Genomic DNA, 20,934 nt, shown 5'->3' with positions numbered 1-20,934 from the left:
GGCAAGGGGAACCGACAATGCTGATCGTCCATCGCGCCGAACGCACCGATGCGCTGGCCGGCGTCCTGGCCGGGGTTCTCGCCGAACCTCTCACGCCGTCCGGCGGCGGACAGGCGGATCCTTTCGCGCCGGAGATCGTGAGCGTGCCCGCCCGCGGCGTGGAGCGATGGCTACAGCAGCACCTGGCTCGCACGCTTGGTACCGGGTCTGCGGGCGGCCACGACGGGATCTCGGCGAACATCGACTTCCCATCGCCGGCCGACCTGGCGGACCGGATCGTGGCAGCGGTCAATTCGGGTGTCCCGTTCAGCGCGACCGGTGACGGCCGTACCGACGACCCGTGGCGACCGGGGCGACTCGTGTGGCCGGTGCTGAGGGTTCTCGACGAGAGCCTCGATGACGCCGCGTTCCGGGTGATCGCGCGGCATGTGGGTGTGCAACCCGCCGGGCCGAACCGGCCCGACAGTACCGTTGACGACGCCGAATATCGCCGTGGCCGTAGGTATTCCACGGCACGTCAGATCGCGGACCTGTTCACCCGGTACGCGACAGCCCGGCCGGCCATGCTCGCCGGGTGGATCACCGGCCCCGTGGACGGGGTGGACCTCGACGGCACGGGTGCCGCTGTCGCCGACGGAATGGCCTGGCAGCCCGGATTCTTCCGCGCGGTGCACGACGAGATCGGGGTGCCGCATCCCGCTGAATACCTCGGCACGGTCTGCGACCGGCTGCGCGCCGACCCGGAGGCCGGGAGCCTGCCGGCCCGGCTGTCGGTGTTCGGGCCCACGCGCATCTCTGAGTCGTTCCGGCAGCTCCTCACCGCCACCGCCGAGCACCATGACGTTCACCTGTATCTGCCGCATCCGAGTCCGGTGCTGTGGTCGGCGGGTCCCTCTGCGTTGCGGGCGGACGGTGCACCGCGCAGACCCGCGCCGCCCGTGACGCGAAAACAGTGGGAGCGGCCGATGCCACGGCATCCGTTGCTGGCGAGTCTGGCACGGGACGTGGGGGAGTTGCAGGAACGTCTCACCGGGATCGCCGACCGCGATCTGCACCACGACATCGATGGCGCCGAATCCATGTCGTTGCTCCACGCACTGCAGGCAGGGCTGCGCGATGATCACCTGCTCCCGGGCGGAACCGTCGACGACGGCAGCGTCGAGGTGCATTCCTGTCATGGTCCGCACCGGCAGGTGGAGGTGCTGCGGGACCGGCTGCTGCATCTGTTTTCCGCCGACCCGACCCTGCAGCCGCGTGATGTGCTGATCATGTGCCCGGACGTGGAAACGTTCAGTCCACTGATCCGCGGCGCGTTCGGCCAGACCGGTCTCGACCATCCCGCGTTCTCGTTGCGGGTACGGATGGCTGATCGTGTTGTGCGGCAACTCAATCCGGTGCTAGAGGTGATCGCGCATGTCGTGGGGCTGGCCGCCGGCAGGCTCACCGCGAGTGAGGTCCTCGACCTGGCGTCCGCCGAACCCGTCCGGGTGCGTTTCGGTTTCTCCGACTCCGACCTCGACACCATCCGGGAATGGCTGGGCCGCAGCGGTATCCGCTGGGGGCTTGGGGCGCGTGAACGTAGCCGTTTCAACATGGGGGCGTTCCCGCAGGGCACCTTCGCCGCGGGACTCGACCGGATCGCGCTCGGCGCCGTCGCCGACGAGGCCGACGGGCAATGGCTGGGCACCGCGCTGCCCCTCGACGCCGTCGAGAGCACCGCCATCGACCTGTTCGGCCGCTTGACCGAGTTCATCAACCGGCTCGAACACGTGCTGTCGCAGATGGACTCGACCGCCACCCCCGCGCGCTGGGTAACGATCCTGAGCGACGGCGTGCGGGCGCTGACCGCCGCGATCCCGGGTGAGGAGTGGACCACCACCGCGGCGCTGCGCACCATCGGCAGGGTTCTCGACGACGGACCCACAGCCGACAGCGCGCCGCGGTCCACGGTGTGTGAGCTGCGGCCGGCCGATGTGCGCGACATGATGGCCGGGCTGCTGGCGAGCCGGGCCGGCCGCTCCAACTTCCGCACCGGCGAACTCACCGTGTGCTCGATGGTGCCGATGCGGTCGGTGCCGCACCGGGTGATCATCCTGCTCGGCATCGACGCCGACACCTTCCCGCGCGCCACCCGCATCGACGGCGACGACGTGTGCGGAACCCGACCGCTGGTCGGTGAACGCCATCCGCGCGACGAGGACCGGCAGGCCTTTCTCGACGCCATCTGGGCGGCCACCGAAACCCTGCACGTGTACGTCACCGGCGCCGACCCGATCACCGGCCGCCCGGTGCCGCCGGCCGTCGTCGTCAGCGAATTGGTCGACGCCCTCGACACTCTCACCGGCGGCGGCACCGTGGTGCGACGGCACACTCTGCACGCCTTCGACTCCCGCAATTTCGCCGCCGGTGCGATGCGCGGGATCACCGGACCTTTCAGCCACGACACGGCGCTCCTTGCCGGCGCGCTGGCCCAGCGATCCACGAGCGGTGAGGTGGCGGCGCCGGTGCCCGCGCGCTGTGTGTTTCCGATGCCCGACGACGAACCCACCGAGCACGACACGACCGGGCGCCCCGACATCGACCTGGGCGAGTTGATCGCCTTCCACACCTCACCGATCGAGGCGTTCTTCCGGCAGCGGCTGCAGATCTGGATACCGCAGGAGGAACTCGCCCACGCGGACGAGCTGGACATCGACCTCGGCGGACTCGACGAGTGGGGTGTGGGCGACAGGCTGTTGCGGCGGATGCTCGGCGGTGCGGACATGATGGACTGCCAGGCGGCGGAGCTGCGCCGGGGTACGTTGCCGCCCAGGATGTTCGGAACGCGTGAACTCCGGGAGATCGCGGCCGAGGTGAACCAGGTGTATGACGCGGTATCCCCGTTGCGTCAGGAGGCGCTCGGCGACGGCAGGCCGCGGACGGCAGATGTGCTGGTCCAACTCACGGACGGCCGCCGCATCCACGGCACGATCGCCGACGTGCACGGCGAAAGCATCATCACCGCGACGTTTTCCAAACTCCGGGCCAAACAGCGGCTGGCTGCGTGGATCGGTCTGCTCGCTCTGTCGGCGACGCGGCCGGCGGGCCCGGACACCGCGTCGTCCGTCGCCTCCGCTGTGGTCGTGGGCCGCAGCACCCGCGGAAGCGGTGGTGTTGCGCTGTCGCGGTTCGCTGTTCCCGAGGACCCGGTGGCTGTCCTGGAAGAGCTTGTCGCACTACGTGACCTGGGTTTACGGAAGATCCTTCCGGTGACCGCCGAGCTTGCCGCCGACTTTGTGGAGACGCAGCGCCGATCCAAGAGCAAGGTGGCGTTGTCGGCGGCGCGGCGCAATTTCGAGCGCGGCTATGGTGCCTCCGCCGACCGTTTCGTGCGGATGGCGTTCGGCGGGGATGTGTCGGCGGCCGTCGAGTTCGACGACCTGCTCGTCGACCGCATCGGTGATATCGGTGAGATCGATTGGACCGCGCTGGGTCTGGAACCGGATCCGGACTTGGACGAGGACGCCGACGCCGTGTTCTGCGCGCTGGCCCACATGCTGTGGATGCCACTGCTGACCCACGAGGTGAACGCATGACCACCGCATCCGGCAGCCCTGCGGCCGGGGACGCCGCCACACCGGCATCGTTCGATATCACCGCGCCCCTCCCGAACGGCACCACGGTACTGGAGGCGAGCGCCGGTACCGGCAAAACGTACGCGATCGTCGGGCTCGCGGCCCGCCGCGTCGCCGAGGGCATGCCGATCGACCAGGTTCTGCTGGTCACCTTCAGCCGCGCCGCCAGCGCCGAACTGCGGGAGCGGATGCGGGAGCGGGTACAGGGCTTGTGCCTGGCGCTCGCCGACCCGGACACGGCACGGCGATCACCGGACAGGCTCGAACGTTTCCTCGCCACAGGCGACTCGGTGGAGGTGGCCCGGCGGCGCGAGAACCTGCAGCGGGCGCTGTCGGACTTTGACGCGTCGACCATCGCCACCACTCACACGTTCTGTAACCGGATGCTGGAGGCGCTCGGCTTTCTCGGTGAACGGGAACCTGTCGCGGCCATCGTCGAGGATGTGGACGAGATGGTCGCCGAGGCCGCGCGCGACCTGTACATGGACGGCTTCAAGGACGCAGAGCATCCCGAGTTCGGTTTCGGTGCGGCCGAAGGCATCGCCAAGGATGCGATGCGCAATCCGGCGGCCGTTCTGTCACCGGACGAATCCGAATTGTCCGAACCGGGTTCGCCGGAGGCCGAGGCGGTGCTGCGCCGGGTGCGTTTCACCCGCAAGGTGCGGCAGATCGTCGAGCGGCGCAAACGTGAGTCGCGTATCCGGACCTACGACGACCTGCAGGCGATCCTGCACCGGATCGTGTGCGACCCCGAAGCCGGCCCCGATGCGTGCGCACGTATCCGTGAGCAGTTCGGTGTGGTGCTCATCGACGAATTCCAGGACACCGACCCGCAGCAGTGGGAGATCGTGCGCCGCTGCTTCCACGGCCACCTGCCGTTGGTGCTGGTGGGCGATCCGAAGCAGTCGATCTACGGTTTCCGCGGTGCGGAGGTGCTGAGCTACCTGTCGGCGGTCCGGTCCGCCGACCAGCGTCTCGCTCTGGACACCAACCATCGCTCCGACGGCGACCTGGTCACCGCACTCGGCCGCATCTACGGTGGAGCTCAGCTCGGTCACCCGGAGATCGTCGCGCGTGAGGTCGCCGCGGCGCGCCCGGGCAGCCAGATCTCCGGTGCGGTGCCGTTGCGGATCCGCGCGGTGGTCCGCAACGACTGCAAGGGCCGTACCGCGTTCGGCGCCAGCGGATTCCCGTCGGTCGACTACCTCCGGCCGCGGGTGACCGAGGACGCCGCCGACGACATCGCCGCGCTGCTGGGTTCGGCCGTGACGATCGGCGACGACAACCGCCCGGTGCGCCCCGGGGACATCGCCGTGCTCGTGCGGGCCAACAAGACTGTCGAGCCGTTGCGGCGGGCGCTGGCCGAACGGGGTATCGCGGCCGTGGTCGGCTCGGGGGCAAGTGTGTTCCGTACCGCGGGTGCCCGGCACTGGCTGTGGATGCTGACCGCGATCGAGTCGCCGGCCCGCACCAACAATGTCCGGCTGGCAGCGACCACCCCCCTCATCGGGTGGTCGGCAGCCACCCTCGCCGATGCCGACGACGAGCGGATTTCGGCGCTGGCAGCACATTTCGCCGAATGGGGCCGGGTGTTCACCGAAGCCGGATTCTCGGCGATGGCGGCGCGGATCGTCGACCAGATGGCGGTGGCCTCCCGCGTGCTGGCGGCACCGCACGGCGAGCGCGCGCTGACCGATCTGCTGCAGGTGGCCGCGATCTGCAACCGGCAGGTGATGGACCAGGGCTGGGGATTGAGCGAACTCACCGAATGGCTGACCGACCGTGTCGCCGACATCGCCTCCCACGCCCGCAGCGACGACCAGGTCCGCCGGCTCGAATCGGATGCGCAGGCCGTGCAGATCATGACGGTGCACGCCAGCAAGGGACTGCAGTTCCCGATCGTCTACCTGCCCTTTGCCTGGGACAGCCTGCATACTCCCGACGACGCCACGATCATGTACCACGACGAGACCGGTGCGCGTCGTCTCGACGTGGGCGGCAAGGAGGCGCCAGGCCGGACCTGGCGGTGGGCGCGGGCTCACGCCGAAACGGTCGCCGAGGAACTACGCCTGCTGTATGTGGCGGCGACGCGGGCACGTTCGCAGGTGGTGATGTGGTGGGCACCCGCGTACGGCACCCGCACGGCACCGTTGCACCGGCTGATCTTCGGCCGCCCGGGTAGTTCCGCGGTCGGTGGTGCGGGGCGTCCCCGGGTGTGGGAGGTGCCCGACGCCGTCGAGGTCCCCGACGACGGTGCGGTGGTCGCGGGACTGCGGGGTGTGTCCGACGGTGCGCTGATCACCGTCGAGCCGGCCCGTGCCGCGCACACCGCGTGGACCGACCCGGCCCGCGACCTGCCCACCGGGGCGCTGTCCGCGGCGCGGTTCACCCGCGAGATCGACCAGACCTGGCGTCGCACCTCGTATTCGGCGATCACCGCCGGCGCACACGGGTCCGCGTCACCGGTCACCGCGGGCAGCGAACCCGATGACGATATGCGGGTGCGCACCGACGACGACTCCGAGGACACCGCGGATCCGTTGGAAGCACCGGTGGTCGTGGCGGAATCGCCGACGGCGTCGCTGATGAACGGGTTGCCGTTCGGTGCGGCGTTCGGCACCGTCGTACACGAGGCACTCGAATACGTCGACACCTCTGCCCCGGACATCGATGCCCATGTGCGCGAGTTGGTCTCCGAATCGGTGGGTGCCGCCGACATCGACATCGACGTCCTCACCCGGGCGCTCGTCGGGGTGCTCACCACACCGCTGGGGTTCGGTGACCTGTGGTCGATTCCGACGCGAGACCGGCTCTCGGAACTCGACTTCGAGTTTCCGCTCGGCGACGACGTGGCTGCCGGGTTCACGGTGGCCGCGGTGGCCGACCTGCTCGACCGGTACCTGTCCGCCGACGATCCGCTGTCCGGGTATGCCGACCACCTGCGGGAACTGCCCGCTCAGACCTATCGTGGGTTCCTCACCGGCAGTATCGACTCGGTGCTGCGCCGCCCCGACGGCCGCTTCACCATCGTCGACTACAAGACCAACCGGCTGCGGCCCGGGGATCTGGTGGCCGAGGATTTCACCGTCGAGGCGATGGCCGCTGAGATGATCGCCAATCACTATCCACTACAGGCATTGATCTATTCGGTTGCCCTGCACAGGTTTCTGCGATGGCGATTACCCGGATACGAGCCGGGTGAGTGTCTGGGCCCGGCCCAGTATCACTTCGTGCGTGGCATGATCGGGCTGTCCACACCCGTCGGTTGCGGGGTGTTCGAATGGCACATACCCGCCGAACTCGTTGTCGCACTGTCCGATCTGATCGCCGGTATGGAGGTGACCCGATGACCGCCGAACTCACCGGGCAGGACCGGTTCGCCGACGACCTCGTGCTCGGTGCTGATCCGGTGCTGGAGCCGTGGAACCGGGCCGGTTCGCTGTCGGCGGCCGACCTGCACATCGTCGACCGGCTCGGACGGCTGACGGGCGAGCGTATCGATGACGACGCCAAACTGGGTGTGGCACTGGCGGTGCGCGCGGTGCGGCAGGGGTCGACCTGCCTGGCGCTGAACGACGTCGCCGAATTTGTCGCACAGTTCGCACCCGACGGTGTGCGGGTGCCGTCGGCACGAGCGCTGCTCGACTCACTCGCCCGGTGCCCGCTGGTCACCGGCAGCTCCAACGGCGGCAAATTGCGCCCGTTGGTGCTTGCCGAATCCGACGACGGCCCGCTGCTGTATCTGCACAAGTACTTCCGGCAGGAGGACATCATCCGGTCGGTCCTCGACGACCGGGCCTCCCGCGCACCCGACGTCGACCCGGACGCGGTACGGGAGGCCGTGTATCACGCCTTCGGTGAACCCCGACCGGATGACACCGAAGAATCCGGTGACGGGCCCACCAGGGTCGACGCACGGCAGCGCCTCGCCGGTTTCGTTGCCGCCGGCCGTTGGATCACCGTCCTGGCCGGCGGGCCGGGTACCGGTAAAACATTCACCGTCGCAAGGATTCTCGCGACACTGGAGCACCTGTCCGACCACCGTCTCCGGATCGGGCTGTGCGCACCCACCGGCCGCGCCGCCGCACAGTTGCAGTCGTCGGTCGCCTCGTACCGGACCGACGCCACGCCCATCCGGGCGGTCACGGTGCATTCACTGCTGTCGTGGCGGCCGGGGGCCAACCCGCGATACAACCGCACCAACACCCTGCCGCACGACGTGGTGGTGGTGGACGAGACGTCGATGCTGTCGATGACGGCGATGAGTTATGTGCTCGACGCGATCCGCCCCGACGCCCGGATCATTTTCGTCGGTGACCCGCATCAGCTCGAATCCGTCGACGCCGGTGCGGTTCTCGCCGATCTGGTGGACCGGGTGGATGCGGGGGAGGCCACCACAACCGCCGCCGCTCGGGCGCGGGCCTCCGAAGCGGTCGCGCTGGCCGGCATGCGGGTGTTCGACGGGACGGGGGAGTCACCGGACCCCGACTCGGTGGTCGACGACGCCGATCTGTCGCGGATCAGCGCGGGCGTGATCACGTTGCGCCGGGGACATCGCAACAGCCCCGGCATCGCCGAACTTGCCGCCGCCGTCAACGACGGCGATGCCGACCGGGTCGCCGGCCTCGTCGTGTCCGGACTGCCCGGTGTCACGCTCGTCGACCCGACCCGCGTCGACCCGGTGCAGGAGGCCGTGACCGGCTGGGGCCGTGACCTTCTCGCCGCCGCCGACGAGGGCGACGAGGCCGGGGCGCTGGCCGCGCTCAACCGGCACCGGGTGCTCTGCGCACACCGCGAGGGCCGCTGGGGTGTACAGGGCTGGACCGAACAGATCACCGACTGGATCGCCGGCGGACACGCGCACCTGCCGTTGACATCGACGACGGTGATGACCCGGCCGGGCCGCCCCATCCTGGTCACGGTCAACGACAAGGAGACGGACACCTCCAACGGCGACTGCGGCGTGGTGATCCGCGACGTGCGCACCACCGCGGACCCAGGTGGTCCGGTGCCGCTGACCGTCGCCTTCACCCGCGGCGAGTCCGGGGTCCACCGCGTGCACCCGGCACGGCTGTCGGATGTGGTGCCCGCCTACGCGATGACCATTCACCGCAGCCAGGGCAGCCAGTACGAGGCCGTGACGGTAGTACTGCCACCGGTCGGTTCGGAACTGCTGACCCGAGAGTTGTTGTACACGGCCATCACCCGCGCCCAGAAAGAGGTCTGGATCGTCGGCACCCTCGATGTCCTCAAAGCCGCCGTCGACCGCCGCGTCGCCCGCGCCAGCGGCCTTCGTTCGCGAATCAGGCCGCTCGGCACCTGAGTTCGGGACGCGCGGTGGTCACCGATCATGTCCGGACAGTGCGAAACCCGGATCGTAGAGGTCGTTGCGTTCGCCGGTGATGAGGTCGGCGGCAAGTTCCCCGTACACGGGGGCGAATTTGAATCCGCGACCGGAGAATGCCGTGAGCAACACCATTCCTGAATCCTCGTCGAGGTCGATGATCGGGAAGTCGCCGGGCGCGCACAGGTCGTGGTGCATCGAATGGCGCACCGGCTCCGGGTTGAGGTCGGGCAGATACTTCGCCGCCCACGCACCGATCCTGCGTAGCTCGGTGCGCTCGAACACCGGAATCTCGTCGGGATCAGCGATTGCCGCCCACTGCGGGTCGCTGGCCACCTTCACGCTGTACGAATCGTGTGTGGGGGTGCCGTACAGGTGGACGCCGTCGGAATCGCGGATGAACACCGGAAAACGGTCGGGGGTGAACAGCTCCGGGTGATGCGGCATGAACCAGGTCAGTGCGAACGGCAGCACATGCAGATATCCGCGCAGGTCCGGCCGCAGGCGCATCGTCCACGACCCGGTGGCCACGACCACCTTGTCGCAGATGATCGGTTCCCCCGAGGTGACCAGCTTGAGGCGGCCGCCCTCCTCGTCGAAGTCGAGCACCTCGGTGTTGGTGACCACCTGCGCACCATGGGATTTCGCGGCCTCCACGGCGGCGAACACGCTCGCCTCGGGGTAGAGGCTGCCGGCGTGCACGTCGAGTACCGCGGCATCGTCGTCGTCGACCCGGTGCTGCGGGTAGCGGGCGCGCAGGGCGTCGGCGTCGAGCAACTCGTACGGCAGGCCGTACTTCTCGGCGCACGCCAGCGAGTTGGCGAGTGACCCCGAGCCGGCCTGACCGATCTGCAGGGCGCCGCATTCGTCGTACAGGTGGCGACCGGTTTCGGCCTCGAGCTCGCGCCACAGTTGACGGGCGCGTTGCAGCAGCGGCACATAGCGGGTGCCCTCGTGTACGGTCGACCGGAACAGCCGCGAGTCACCGGCATACGATCCGCGTGAATGCCCGACGCCGAACTGTTCTACGCCGATGGCCTTCACTCCGCGTTTGGCCAACTGCCACAGCGCCATCGATCCCGAGGTGCCGAGCCCGACGACCACTACGTGGGTATCCATCACTTACCTTCCTGCAATACCTGTACCGGCGATCAGGACATCGCCGGGGACTGCCACAGATTCAGCGACGTCCCGATACCCTTGGCGAGGGCGGTGCGGTAGATGGTGGTACCCCACGCCACGTCCTCCACGGGCAGCCCGCCGATACCGAAGATGATGATCTCATCGTCGCTGCGTCGTCCCACCGTCTCGCCGGCGGCGACGGCCCCGAGATCGACGAGGTCCTCGCGGCTCATCTTCCCGTCGTGGATCATGTCGGTGAATTTGCATCCGATGATCGGCACCAGATTGTGCGTCGGATAACCTTCCTCGGCGGCCCATGCGTCGAAGACGCCGATGTTGTCGACGACTTTGCGCACGTCGGGAGCCTGCAGGTCCTCGTCGATCTCCAACCCGGCGGGCATCGACAGCATCGCGCCCGGCTTGACCCACTCGCGTTTGATCAGCGGATATGTCGACGGGTCGTCGGGGACGGTGGTGGTGCAGAAAGTGATCAGGTCACTGTCACGCACCGCCTCCTCGAACGTGTCGACTTCCTCGATCGTCGTGATCCGCGGATGGTTCTCATGCACCCAGGCGATGAACTTCTCCATGCTGGCCCGGCCGCGGCCCTTGACCTTGACGGTATCGATGTTCGGGCAGGTCGTCATGAACGCCGCGAGCGTGGTCCGGGCCATCACACCTGGACCGGCGATACCGACGGTCGTGGCGTCGGGACGCGCGAGCAGCCGCGCACCCACGCCGGGAACGGCACCTGTCCGGTAGGCCGAGAGCAGATTGGCCGACATCAGCGCCAGCGGCGCGCCGGTATCCACATCGGAAAGCATGAACATGAGAATTGAACGGGGCAAACCCTTCTCACGATTCTCGACGTTCGACCCATACCACTTGACGCCGAACGTGCCGAACGAACCACCAAGGTAGGCCGGCATCGCCATGAGTCGCCGGTCGGGGGTGTTGCGGGGCATCGTCGGGAACGGCGGAGGATCGGGGAAGGTGATCATCGCGCCGTGCGAATCGCTGTTGGGTCCGGCCATCCGGTAGTCACCGACATGCAGGAGCTTGAACATCTCGTGCATCGTGTCGACACAGGTGGCCATGTCGGTGACCCCGGCGGCGATCATGTCGGGCTCGGAAAGATAGAGGAAATCGATTGCGGTGTTCATGGGGGTGCTCCAGGAAGGTCAGCCGAGCAAGCGGTCGCGGATGCCGGTGGTGACGGCGGCGTCGATGAGGGTGCCGGCCAGCGCGACCGCGCCCTGACCGATGGCGTCCTCGGCGGCGGAAGTGATGGTGGCGGCTGCGAATTCGGGTTGATGGTTCACCGCGGGCAGCGAATCGATCCCGATGTACGGATGGATGGCGGGCAGTTGCTGAGACACATTGCCCATGTCGGTGGATGCTCGCGCCATCGTGGCATCCGAACCTGAACCGAAGGTGCGGCCGACGGCCGATGCACGTTTCTCGTAGCAGGCGAGCAGTTCCTCGTCGGTACGGAACTCGGCATACGGCTTGGATTCGGGTGTCACCGTCAGCTGTGCGCCGGTGGCGAGTGCTCCGGCCTCGAAGCAGCGCATCACGCGCGGTTCGATCTCGGCGAGTTCGGCGAGGGTCTCCGCGCGCACGTACCAGCGGCCCTCGGTGCGTTCGGCGATAGAGTTGGGGGCCTCGCCTCCTCGGGTGAGCAGACCGTGGACCCGCACCGACGAAGGCAACTGCTGGCGCAGCAAACCGATGGCCACCTGCGCGAGGGTGAATGCGTCGGCGGCGTTGATGCCGCGGTCGGGATAGGCCGCGGCGTGTGCCGACTTTCCCTGGTATTCAATGTGGCTGTGCGACACCGCGAACGGCCGCGCACGGGCCACGTCGACCGGGCCGGGATGAACCATCGCGGCCGCGTGCAGACCGTCGAACCCACCGCGTTCGAGCATCTCGATCTTGCCGCCCCCACCTTCCTCGGCCGGAGTGCCGAGCACGTGCAGGGTGATGCCCAGGTCATCGGCGAGTGGCGCGAGCGCGGTGGCCGCGCCCACGGTGATCGCCGAGATCAGGTTATGGCCGCACGCATGGCCGAGGCCGGGGAGGGCGTCGTATTCGGCGCACAATCCCAGGTGCAGGTCACCCGATCCGACGGTTGCGGAGAACGCCGTGGGCAGGTCGCAGTAGTTGCCGGTGACGGTGAACCCGGCCGCGGCCAGCTGATCGGCGACCCGTTGTGCCGAACGTTCCTCCTCCCAGGCGATCTCGGGATGGTCGTACAGGTCGCGGGCGAGTGCCACGAGCGCGGGGTGCGCTCCGGTCACCGTCGAGGAAACGGCCGAGTCGAAGTCGCTGGTGTTCTCGGACATGGCTATTCGTCTCCCGGTACGCCGTAGGACGGTGCGCTGGTCGGGTTCACGCCGCGCACCCGGTAGTCGTTCTTCTGCGGCCGCCACACATCCCACAGTCCGGCCAGTTCGCCGAGCGGGTCGTCGCTGTGGTCGACACGTAGATCGGTGACCGGCCACGGAACATCCTCGACCACGAGCATCCCGGCGGAGTGCAGGGGACCGGCCTCACCGCCCGCCGCGAGTGCGGCGCGAAATCCGTCGAGCAGGCGCTCCTCCATAGACGCGGCACTGCTGGTCGAGTAGCCGTCGAGCAGTTCGGTGATCACCTGTTCGTCGGCGAGGAGATTGCCTGCGGCGACAGCGTTCTCGCCTTCGCGATGGGTGTTGATACCCAGGCTGTTGGCACCTGAATGCACCGCGGTCCGGCCGGCCGCGTCGACGACCGTGACCTGCCGGTACTCGGGGAACAGTTCGCCCGCCAACACCTGTGCCAGCGCGGACGGAGCGTCGGCACCGGCGGCCAGTGCGTCGAGAACCGCAGGTCCCAGGGCGGGATTGGTGACGTTCTGCGTCGCCACCACGCCCACCCCGGCGCGGGCGTGCGCGCAACGCGAGGCCACCGCCGGGCTCGATGAACTGATGACGATCCCGAACGCGCCGGTCGCCTCGTCGCGGACCACCAGGGAGAATGTCACGGTGCCGTCGCCTGCGATTCGCTGATGACGGCGGTCGCATCGATCTCGACCAGCCATTCCGGACGGGCCAGCGCCTCGACGACCAGACCCGTCGACACCGGATACACGCCCTTGAGCCAGCGGCCCATGATCCGGTACACGGTCTCGCGGTAGCGGATATCGGTGAGATACACCGTGACCTTGACGATGTCGGCGAGCGAACTTCCCGACTCTTCCAGGAGCATCGCGATATTGCTCATGGCCTTCTCGGTCTGGACCGCGACATCACCGATTCCGACCGATTTGCGGGTGTCGAGGTCCTGGCCGATCTGTCCGCGCAGGTACACCACCCCACCGGCGACGACGGCCTGGCACAGGTCGTTGTCGAGGTTCTGCTCGGGGTAGGTGTCCTTGGTGTTGAACGGCCGGATCCGCCGGTGCGTCGGTGCCATGTGTTGTTCCTTGTCCTACTGTGGGTCGGGTCGGTTCGGGTCGTGTTCTGGGCGGGTTGTGCCGGGGCCGGGCTCGGCGGTGGTCTTACGGTACGTCGGCGTGGGCGGTCGCTCAGGCCGGTTCGGCGGCGGGCTCGGCGCTCTCCTGGAACTGCGGGCGCATGAGCACGTAGTACAGCGGGCAGATCACGGCCAGCCCCACCAGCCACGAGATGTCGACGCCGTTGATCGCCTCGGCCGCGAACCCGGTGAAGAGAGTCGTGGACAGGAACGGGATCTGGATGACGATGCCGATGAAGTAGCAGGCGATGGCCGTCCAGTTGAAGGTGCCGTACACGCCGCCGTCGCGTTCGAACAGCGACGGGATGTCGTAGTCGCCGTGCCGGAGAACGTAGTAGTCGACGAGGTTGATGGCGGTCCAGGGGATCAGTACACACAGCAGCAGGGCGAGGAAGTTGGCGTAGTTGGCCAGGAAGTCGTCGGCGCTGAAGATCGCCGGGACGATGGCGACGGCGAACAGTACGACGGCGGTGATCGCCCGGCTGATGGCGCGGGGCTGCCAGCGCGGGAAGATGTTCTGGCCGATGGTGATGGTCGAGAGCGAACCGCAGTACAGGTCCATCGAGTTGGTGGCGGCGACACCGACGGCGAAGACGATGAAGATTCCGGTGGTGACACCGTGGGTGAGGGTGCCCATCCCTGCGATGGTGTCGTCGTTGGGCAGTGCCGCACCGACGAGTGCGCCGAGCAGCATCGGCAGGGTGGAGCCGATGACGCACCCGGCGTAGGTGGCCCAGAACGCTGCGCGCACTCCGGTGTCCTTGGGCATGTAGCGGGTGTAGTCGGACACATACGGCGCGTAGGCGATCTGCCACAGTGCCGCCACCGAGATCGTCGCCATGAAGCCCGCGACGCTGAATCCGTCAGTGTGCAGGGTGTCCTCGGGCAGACCATTCACCCACACCATCCAGATGAAGGCGATGATCAGCGCGCCGCCGGCGACCACCGACAACACCGCGGCCAGACTGTGGATGAGCTTGTATCCCACCATGGTGGCGACCACGCTCACACAACCGATCAGGAAGGTGGCCAGGCCGGTGGGCATTCCGGTGACCTGGGCCAGTGCCTGCCCACCCAGGACCGCGTTGGAGGCGAAGAACCCGAGGTACATGAACACGACCAGGACGACGACGAGAAGGCTTCCGTACGAACCGAACTGGGCTCGCGTCTGAAGCATCTGCGGCACGCCCATCTGGGGGCCCTGCGCCGCGTGCAGTGCCATCACGATGCCACCGACGACGTTGCCGATGATCACGGCGAGCACGCCGGCCCACAGCGGCAGACCGAACACCGTTGTTGCCAGGGCGCCGGTGATGATGGTGAGCAGCATGATGTTCGAGCCGAACCAGACTGTGAAGAGGTCGCGGCCGCGGCCGTGGCGCTCATCCTCGGGAATGTGGTCGATGGTGCGCTTTTCGACTTGCGCCGGAACCGGGGTGGCCGGGGTGGGAGTGCTCATAAGGGGGCTTTCGTTCGCGGGGAGGGTGACCGCCGCGGCATCGGGGCGATGAAGAGAGTTTGACCCATCTGCAATGAAAGATAAATCAGAAATATTGGGTCCAATGCATCAATTCTCTTGATGGTTCGAGGGCGCCCGCACGCACGTCGTGTCGCGAGCATGTGTATCGGGAAAACTGTTGCATTGGATCAATAAGATCTAGCCAGGTTTCACCTGGGTTTTACACATTTGCGGTCCGGTCGGGGTCACCATTGTGGGATGACCGACCCCACAGAACTCACCGTCGACGACTGGCATGGCCGGGCCGCCGAGGCCACTTTTCCCACCCGGGCCTATATCGGGGGCCACTGGGTCCCCGCGGCGTCCGGGCAGACCTTCACCGTCATCAATCCAGCCACCGGCGAACCATTGGCCGAGGTGGCCGCCGGCGATGCCGACGACATTGACGCGGCCGTCGCCGCGGCCACGGCCACGTTCGCCGACTGGTCGGCACTGTCGGCCGGCGCCCGCGGGAGCCTGCTGTGCCGCTTCGCCGATCTGATCACCGAACATGCCGACGAACTCGCGCTGCTGGTCACGCTGGAGATGGGCAAACCGATCAGCGACGCGATCAACGTCGAGGTCGCCGGGGCGGCGGCCGTGTTCCGCTACTACGGCGAGGTCATCGACAAGATCCCGGGCGAGCTGCCGCCGACCGCCGACGGCAGTGTCGCCATGGTGCGGCGCGTGCCCCTCGGGGTGATCGGAGCCGTCGTTCCGTGGAACTTCCCGCTCGACATCGCGGCGTGGAAGGTCGCGCCGGCGCTTGCCGCGGGTAACACCGTCGTCCTCAAACCCGCGGAGGAATCGCCGTTGTCGGTGTTGCGGATGGCCGAACTGGCGGTCGAAGCGGGGCTGCCGCCGGGCGTGTTCAACGTGGTGCCCGGCCTCGGTGCGACCGCCGGCAGGGCGCTCGGCCTGCACCCCGGCGTCGCCTGCCTGACGTTCACCGGATCGACCGCCGTGGGCAAGATGTTCCTGAGCTACAGCGGCGATTCCAACATGAAGCAAGTGTGGCTCGAATGCGGCGGCAAGAGCCCCAACCTCGTGTTCGCCGACTGCGACGACCTCGACAAGGCCGCCGAGATGGCGTGCTTCGGCATCTTCGGCAATTCCGGCGAGGTGTGTTCGGCCAACAGTCGATTGCTGGTGCAGCGTGAGATCGCCGACGAGTTCGTCGCCAAGGTCGTCGAACGGGCCGCCCACTACTACCCGGGCGATCCGCTCGATCCCGCGACCACCGCCGGACCGATCGTGTCGGGCAAACAACTCGACCAGATCCTGCGGTATGCCCAGGTCGGTGCCGCCGACGGGCAGGTCGCCCTGGGCGGCAAGCGGGTCGGGGAAACCGGCTACTTCATGGAACCCACCGTCGTCACCGGCCTCGCCGTCGACTCGGCGGTGGTCACCGAGGAAATCTTCGGCCCGGTCCTGGCCGTGATCGTCTTCGACACCGAGGAGGAGGCCGTCGCCCTGGCCAATGACACCCCCTACGGGCTGGCCGCCTCGGTGTGGACGTCAAACCTGAATCGGGCGCTGCGCGTCTCGGACGCCCTGCACGCCGGCACGGTGTCGGTGAACACCGTCGACGCGCTGTCGATGGGTACCCCGTTCGGCGGTTTCGGTGCGTCCGGTTTCGGGCCCGACCTGTCGGTGCACGCCATTGACAAGTTCACCGGCCTCAAGACCACGTGGATTGCCAAGGGCGACTGACCCCGACGACGATCGCCCGTGGTGACCTGGTCACCACGGGCGATTCTCTTGGGCACTCAGGGCCCGGAACCCGGTCCGTGAGCCGTCAGGCCGGCGGCCTGTACTCGGCGTAGGCGCGCTGGATGGCGATCTGGTCGGCGAGGTATTTGGCGTCGTGCCACACGCCCCAGATGAAGCTCGAACCGCGCCGGGAGAGCCAGGGCAGGCCGAGGAAGTACACGCCGGGCTCGGACGACACACCGCGCTGGTGCTGCGGATTTCCGCCCTCGTCGAAGGCGTCCACCTGCAGCCAGTCGTAGTCATTGCCGAAACCGACCGCCCAGAGGATCGTGGTGACGCCGGCGGCGGCCAGGTCGAGCTCCAGGATCGGAGCGCTGACGCATGCGGGGTCGGCGATGATCTCGCGCGCGGCCGGCTCCTCGGGCAGGTCGAGGCCGTTGCGTTCGATGTATTCGTCCGCGGCGTCGAGCATTCCGAGGTAGTTGGCGTCGCCGCCGTCGATGTTGGCCTTCAAGTCGGTACCGAAGCGCATGCGGGTGCCGTCGAACTCATTGGCCCGTCCGACGAGGGTGACGCCTTCGTCGGCGAGCTGCCGGAAGTCGACGGTGTGACCGCCGTGGGCGCCGCTCACCGCGATGGTGACGTGCTCGGCGCCGGCGGGCGGGGTGACCGCGTCCCAGAGGCCGAGAACGCCAAGCCACCAGCAGAAGTCGCGCCCACGGTAGCTGCGTGGCGGGCGGTCGTGCGGGCCGACGGCGAGGTAGACCTGCTTGCCGGACCGGTTGAGTTCGTCGGCGATCTGCACGCCCGACGACCCGGCACCGATCACCAGTACGGCGCCCTCGGGTAGCTGTCCGGGGTTGTGGTAATCGCTGGAGTGGAGCTGGGCGAAGCCCGCCGATTCGGGTACCAGCGCGGGGATGATCGGCTTCTGGAAGGCACCGGTGGCCGAGACGACGAAGTGTGCGTCGATGGTGCCGTCGGAGGTCTCGACGTGGAAGCCGGGCCGGCCCTCGTGCTTACGGACCTTGGTGACCTCGACGCCGGTGCGGATGGGTGCGCCGACCTTCTCCGCGTGTGCGGCGAGGTAGTCTGCCACCTCCTCCTTTCCGGCGAAGGCCTCAGGTGGGCAGTCGAATTCGGATCCGGGGAAACGGTCATGCCAAGCGGGTCCGTTGGCGACGAGGGAATCCCAGCGCCACGAGCGCCAGCGTTCGGCGACGCGGTCACGTTCGAGGACCAAGTGACCGATGCCCTGTTTGCCGAGATGCTCACTCATCGCAATACCGGCCTGTCCCGCACCGATGACGAGAACCTCGACTGTTTCGTCGCTCACCGCAACCTCCACCGCACTTGTAGGCGTTATGTCTGACTGCCTCCATGATCCGGCCGCCATGAGCATATGTAAAGAAGAACTAATCTATGTTCTGCATTAGAATAGTTGATGCAGAAAGTGTTGATGTCGTGTTCGCCCGTATTACCGATCAGTACGCTGATCTATCGAGTCCATACGTTTGATCGAAGAGGTCGATGACCATGCCTGCCAAGGACCCATCCTTCACTCTGGTGCAGCTTCGGTACTTCGCCGCGGCCGCCGATCTCGGCAGCATGACCGCGGCGTCGAAGGTCCTCATGGTGTCCCAGTCTGCGGTGTCGACGGCGATAGCGCAGCTCGAGAAGGAACTCGGGGTGCAGTTGCTGATCCGTCAGCATGCGCGGGGTCTGGAACTGACCTCGGCGGGCCGCAACTTCCGGCAGGAGTTGCGCAGCTTTCTCGCGCATTCGGTGGAGTTGGCCGATTCGGCAGCACGCCTGGGCACCTCGCTGATCGGCGATCTGGCTGTCGGCTGCTTCTCGACGATCGCTCCGTTCGGTCTGCCGACGCTGCTGTCGGCGTACGAGCAACGGTTTCCGCAGGTGCGGGTGAACGTGATCGAAAGCGAGCACGAGAATCTGACGCGCCTGCTGCGTGACGGCCAGTGCGAGCTGGCGCTGATGTACGGGTTCGACCGCGACGACGGAATCACCTACCAGCCGCTGGCGATGAGCAGGCCGTATGTCATCGTCTCGGTCGATCATCCGATCCCGCGGGCCGGCCGCCGCGAGGCCACGCTGAGCGAGTTCGCGACCGACCCGATGGTGCTGCTGGACTTGCCACACAGCCGCGACTACTTCCTGTCATTGCCCCGCAGGGCCGGGTTCACCCCGCAGATCCGTTTCCGCAGTACGGGTTTCGAGACGGTAAGGTCATTGGTCGCGCACGGTTTCGGCTTCTCCATCCTCAATCAGCGGCCCGCCCACGACCTGACCTACGACGGTCGCAGGGTCGCGGCGATCGAGCTCACCGACAGCGCGCCCGCACTGGAGCTTGTCATCGCGCATTTGGCCGGGGTGCGCCTGACCAACCGTGCGTCGGCGTTCAAGGAACTGTGCAAACGGCATTTCGCCGCCGCCGAACGGTCGGTCGACCGCGATCACGGACGCTCGTAGACCACCGCGCCGCCGACCATGGTGGTCTGTACGGCCAGCTCGCCGATATCGTCGGCGGTGGTGATGTCGCCGTCGAGGACGATGAGGTCGGCGTCCTTGCCCACCTCGATCGTCCCGGCGCGTGCCGCGCGGTGGGTGACCCTCGCGGCACCGGCAGTGTAGGCGTCGACCGCCGACCGCAGCGAGATGGCCTCGTCGGCGAGCAACGGGACGGTCCGCGCGTCGGGGCCGATGGCGTGCGGGTCGGCCCGTGATCCGGTGCGGTGGACGGCGGTGTGCAGCGCCCAGAGCGGGTTGGGGTCGGTGACCGGCCAGTCGCTGCCCATCGCGAGCTGCGCTCCGGCCCGCAGCAGCGACCCGAACGGGAAATGCCGGCCCTCCCGTTCCGGTCCGAGCAGTGGCAGTTTGCGTTCGACAATCTCGATGTCACGACGCGCCCACAGCGCCTGAATGTTGGCGGTGACACCCAGTTCTCGGAATCGGGGCATATCCAGTGGATCGACGACATCGAGGTGGGCGATCTGATGGTGCGCGGCGAAGTCCCCGCATGCGGTGACCGCCGAGGAGAGGGCGTCGAGGCATTCGCGGACCGCACGATCACCCACCGCATGCATGTGGATGTGGAAGTCGTTGCGTGCCAGTAGCGCACACACATCGGCCAACTCGACGGGGTCGATGAACGAGAGCCCCTCGGAGTGTGCGTCGGCCGGGATGTTGCAGTACGGCTCCAGCATGGCGGCCGTGCAGTTCTCGCAGATTCCGTCCTGCATCACCTTCACGGTGTCGATGTGCAGGCGCGGCCCACGTGCGGAATCGCGACGGTCCAGGATGGTGCCGAGCTGCCCGATACCCTCCTCGGCCGTCCACCACAGCGCTCCGCAGACATGCGCGACGAGTTCGCCCGCGGCATCGGCCGCGAGGTACGTATCGAGGGTGTCGGTGAGCCCGAACGCGGGAATGCCCACACCGGCGTCCTGCCAGCCGGTCACGCCGACGGACAGTAGACGCTGCTGGGCGAGCAGGAGAGCGTCCCGCAACCGGTCGGGGCCATCGGCGGGGATCAGCGCGTTGACCGCGTCGAAGGCCCTCTCGAACAGCACCCCGGTGGGTTCGCCGCGCTCGTCACGTTCGATGCGCCCACCGTCCGGGTCGGGAGTGGCAGCGCTGATTCCGGCACGCCGCAGTGCCTCGGAGTTCGACCACACACCGTGCCCGTCGTGGCTGGAGAGGACCACCGGCCGATCACCGACGACGGAGTCGAGGTCGTCCTTGGTGGGCAGACCACCAGGAAAGGCATCTCCGTACCACCCGCTGCCGCTGATCACCGGCTCATCCGGGTGGGTCCGGACGTACTCGGCGATGGCGTCGAGGTAGCCGCGCCGATCGTGCGCCAGTTCGGACAGATCACAGCGCAGTGCGGCCAAACCGCCCGCCACCGGATGCACATGGGCGTCGATGAACCCGGGCAGCAGACCGGCCCCCCCGAGATCATGCACCTGCGTGCCCGGACCGACGAGGTCGGTATCGACACCCATGCGGATAGCCGAGATGACACCGTCGGTGACCGCCACGGTATCGGCGGGCGAAGCGGTTTCCGGCTGCCACACAGCGGCATTGGTGAAGACGTGATCGGCGGCCAT

The 20,934-nt window shown here is 67.7% G+C and carries 13 protein-coding genes; 5 read left to right on the top strand and 8 right to left on the bottom strand.

What is annotated here, in order from left to right; genetic code table 11:
• Positions 1-17: 17 nt before the first annotated feature.
• From recC to recD, 3 genes are read left to right on the top strand one after another with little or no spacing between them, the layout of a single operon-like run.
• Complete coding sequence (gene recC, locus GOAMR_RS01130; RefSeq protein ID WP_005181503.1) at positions 18-3,575, top strand: exodeoxyribonuclease V subunit gamma; 3,558 nt, start codon at positions 18-20, stop codon at positions 3,573-3,575.
• Entirely contained in the window at positions 3,572-6,964 is a 3,393-nt protein-coding gene (locus GOAMR_RS01125) for a UvrD-helicase domain-containing protein (RefSeq protein ID WP_005181501.1), read from the top strand. Before recC ends, GOAMR_RS01125 begins: the two co-directional genes overlap by 4 nt.
• Entirely contained in the window at positions 6,961-8,937 is a 1,977-nt protein-coding gene (gene recD, locus GOAMR_RS01120; protein WP_005181498.1) for an exodeoxyribonuclease V subunit alpha, read from the top strand. The genes GOAMR_RS01125 and recD overlap by 4 nt, the downstream gene beginning before the upstream one ends.
• 18 nt (positions 8,938-8,955) lie before the next feature.
• On the opposite strand, the gene solA is transcribed toward recD, so the two are convergent.
• From solA to GOAMR_RS01090, 6 genes are all read right to left on the bottom strand, one after another.
• Positions 8,956-10,077: an N-methyl-L-tryptophan oxidase gene (gene solA, locus GOAMR_RS01115; RefSeq protein WP_005181496.1), complete on the bottom strand. Its 1,122-nt coding sequence runs from the start codon at positions 10,075-10,077 to the stop codon at positions 8,956-8,958.
• Positions 10,078-10,109: 32 nt separating this feature from the next.
• On the bottom strand, positions 10,110-11,243 hold the full coding sequence (locus GOAMR_RS01110; protein WP_005181494.1) for an ornithine cyclodeaminase family protein: 1,134 nt from the start codon (positions 11,241-11,243) through the stop codon (positions 10,110-10,112).
• An 18-nt stretch (positions 11,244-11,261) separates the two neighbouring features.
• A complete protein-coding gene (locus GOAMR_RS01105; protein ID WP_005181493.1) occupies positions 11,262-12,425 on the bottom strand; it encodes a M20 family metallopeptidase in 1,164 nt (387 codons plus the stop codon).
• A 2-nt stretch (positions 12,426-12,427) separates the two neighbouring features.
• Positions 12,428-13,102 carry a DUF1028 domain-containing protein gene (locus GOAMR_RS01100; RefSeq protein WP_005181490.1) on the bottom strand — a complete coding sequence of 225 codons (675 nt, stop codon included), beginning with the start codon at positions 13,100-13,102 and terminating at the stop codon, positions 12,428-12,430.
• A complete protein-coding gene (locus GOAMR_RS01095) occupies positions 13,099-13,533 on the bottom strand; it encodes a RidA family protein (RefSeq protein WP_005181488.1) in 435 nt (144 codons plus the stop codon). Before GOAMR_RS01095 ends, GOAMR_RS01100 begins: the two co-directional genes overlap by 4 nt.
• Before the next feature lie 112 nt (positions 13,534-13,645).
• On the bottom strand, positions 13,646-15,052 hold the full coding sequence (locus tag GOAMR_RS01090) for a purine-cytosine permease family protein (protein WP_005181483.1): 1,407 nt from the start codon (positions 15,050-15,052) through the stop codon (positions 13,646-13,648).
• A 258-nt stretch (positions 15,053-15,310) separates the two neighbouring features.
• Between GOAMR_RS01090 and GOAMR_RS01085 the strand changes: the two genes are divergently transcribed.
• Positions 15,311-16,804, top strand: a complete 1,494-nt coding sequence (locus tag GOAMR_RS01085; protein WP_005181480.1) for an aldehyde dehydrogenase family protein — start codon at positions 15,311-15,313, stop codon at positions 16,802-16,804.
• Between the two features lie 85 nt (positions 16,805-16,889).
• On the opposite strand, the gene GOAMR_RS01080 is transcribed toward GOAMR_RS01085, so the two are convergent.
• The gene (locus GOAMR_RS01080) at positions 16,890-18,140 is read right to left on the bottom strand and encodes a flavin-containing monooxygenase (RefSeq protein ID WP_040514004.1); all 1,251 of its coding nucleotides are present in this window, start codon (positions 18,138-18,140) and stop codon (positions 16,890-16,892) included.
• 200 nt (positions 18,141-18,340) lie between these two features.
• Here GOAMR_RS01080 and GOAMR_RS01075 point away from each other — a divergent pair, with 200 nt between their 5' ends.
• A complete protein-coding gene (locus tag GOAMR_RS01075; RefSeq protein ID WP_040514002.1) occupies positions 18,341-19,294 on the top strand; it encodes a LysR family transcriptional regulator in 954 nt (317 codons plus the stop codon).
• Here the strand turns inward: GOAMR_RS01075 and GOAMR_RS01070 are convergent.
• Positions 19,279-20,934, bottom strand: a complete 1,656-nt coding sequence (locus tag GOAMR_RS01070; RefSeq protein WP_040513961.1) for an amidohydrolase — start codon at positions 20,932-20,934, stop codon at positions 19,279-19,281. The genes GOAMR_RS01075 and GOAMR_RS01070 overlap by 16 nt on opposite strands.

It is taken from the genome of Gordonia amarae NBRC 15530, from assembly GCF_000241345.1.
Taxonomy (GTDB): domain Bacteria; phylum Actinomycetota; class Actinomycetes; order Mycobacteriales; family Mycobacteriaceae; genus Gordonia; species Gordonia amarae.
The sequence above is the reverse complement of the archived record's forward strand: the minus strand, read 5'-3'. Positions and strand labels throughout refer to the sequence as shown.

Excerpts from the sequence above, each read along its gene's own strand:
- GOAMR_RS01095 (WP_005181488.1), bottom strand. The coding sequence starts at position 13,533 with ATGGCACCGACGCACCGGCGGATCCGGCCGTTCAACACCAAGGACACC.
- GOAMR_RS01110 (WP_005181494.1), bottom strand. The coding sequence starts at position 11,243 with ATGAACACCGCAATCGATTTCCTCTATCTTTCCGAGCCCGACATGATC.
- recD (WP_005181498.1), top strand. The coding sequence starts at position 6,961 with ATGACCGCCGAACTCACCGGGCAGGACCGGTTCGCCGACGACCTCGTG.
- recC (WP_005181503.1), top strand. The coding sequence starts at position 18 with ATGCTGATCGTCCATCGCGCCGAACGCACCGATGCGCTGGCCGGCGTC.
- solA (WP_005181496.1), bottom strand. The coding sequence starts at position 10,077 with ATGGATACCCACGTAGTGGTCGTCGGGCTCGGCACCTCGGGATCGATG.
- GOAMR_RS01090 (WP_005181483.1), bottom strand. The coding sequence starts at position 15,052 with ATGAGCACTCCCACCCCGGCCACCCCGGTTCCGGCGCAAGTCGAAAAG.
- GOAMR_RS01125 (WP_005181501.1), top strand. The coding sequence starts at position 3,572 with ATGACCACCGCATCCGGCAGCCCTGCGGCCGGGGACGCCGCCACACCG.
- GOAMR_RS01105 (WP_005181493.1), bottom strand. The coding sequence starts at position 12,425 with ATGTCCGAGAACACCAGCGACTTCGACTCGGCCGTTTCCTCGACGGTG.
- GOAMR_RS01085 (WP_005181480.1), top strand. The coding sequence starts at position 15,311 with ATGACCGACCCCACAGAACTCACCGTCGACGACTGGCATGGCCGGGCC.
- GOAMR_RS01075 (WP_040514002.1), top strand. The coding sequence starts at position 18,341 with ATGCCTGCCAAGGACCCATCCTTCACTCTGGTGCAGCTTCGGTACTTC.
- GOAMR_RS01070 (WP_040513961.1), bottom strand. The coding sequence starts at position 20,934 with ATGGCCGCCGATCACGTCTTCACCAATGCCGCTGTGTGGCAGCCGGAA.